The following is a 1,318-nucleotide window of genomic DNA, read 5'->3' on the forward strand; positions in this document are numbered from 1 at the left end:
TCATTAGTGTCCCATTAAAATCCAAAATAGTTCTTTGAAATATTTGAAATATAGTTAGTTACAGAGGTTTTTCAAGCGAACGGACTTGAAAACATAGCTTAGCATCAGGTTAATCTGATGGCAGATGTTTCAAGATAAATACGTTTTCGCTCAGTTGGTCTCGTTTCTAAATCGGAGTAAGTTCAATCGTATTGTTGCCAGATACAATGGCGACAGATATGTGAAGCATTTCAGTTGTTGGAATCAACTTCTTGCCCTGATGTTCGGCCAACTCTCCAATCGTGACAGTTTAAGGGACCTGATCGTCGCCCTTGATGCCCATCACTCCAAATGTTACCATTTGGGAATGGGTAAGAATGTCTCCAAATCATCTTTGGCCAGAGCCAATCAGGATAGAGACTACCACATCTTTGAAGAGTTTGCTTACTATCTGGTAAACGAAGCAAGAGAGAAGCGTGCCACCAATATATTCCATCTGGGTGGTAACATTTACGCTTTTGACTCAACGACGATCGATCTCTGCCTTTCGGTATTCTGGTGGGCGAAGTTCCGTAAGAAAAAAGGCGGCATCAAAGTGCATACATTATATGACGTGGAAACACAGATACCGGCATTCTTCCATATTACCGAGGCTTCGGTGCACGATTCAAAGGCTATGAGGGAAATCCCCTATGAACCGGGCTCATACTATATCTTTGACCGGGGCTACAACAACTTCAGGATGCTGTATAAGATACATCAGATCGGGGCCTATTTCGTTGTCAGGGCAAAGAAAAACCTTCAATGCAAATCCATCAAATGGAAACGCAGGCTGCCCGGAAACGTACTTTCTGATGTAACGATCGAATTGACCGGCTTCTATCCTAAGCAGTATTATCCCGAGCCTATCCGTCTGGTCAGATACTGGGATGAAGAACAAAAGCGTGAGTTTGTCTTCTTGACAAATGCCACCCACATCCCGGCTCTTCAGGTCGCTGAACTTTACAAGAACCGGTGGCAGGTGGAACTCTTCTTCAAATGGCTGAAACAGCACCTCAAAATCAAAAAGTTCTGGGGCACTACCGAGAATGCCGTCCGGATCCAGATCTACGCCGCAATATGCACATACTGCCTGGTGGCAATCGTTCAAAACGACATGAAACTGAACAGAACCACCTACGAAGTGCTCCAAATATTGAGTATCTCACTGACTGATAAAACGAACCTTCGAGATCTCTTTAGCAAAACTAAATTTCAATATGACAAAGAACGATTTGGACCGAATGGGCCAACTTTATTTAATTTTTAACAACGTCCCATTTTTAATGGGACACTAGTG

1 protein-coding gene is annotated in these 1,318 nt (G+C 43.2%); it reads left to right on the forward strand.

The window, feature by feature from the left end:
* Nucleotides 1-124: 124 nt before the first annotated feature.
* On the forward strand, nt 125-1,288 hold the full coding sequence (locus tag ACEVG1_RS21000) for an IS4 family transposase (RefSeq protein ID WP_374745692.1): 1,164 nt from the start codon (nt 125-127) through the stop codon (nt 1,286-1,288).
* Nucleotides 1,289-1,318 lie beyond the last annotated feature (30 nt).

Source organism: Parapedobacter sp. 2B3 (assembly GCF_041925275.1).
GTDB lineage: Bacteria > Bacteroidota > Bacteroidia > Sphingobacteriales > Sphingobacteriaceae > Parapedobacter > Parapedobacter pyrenivorans_A.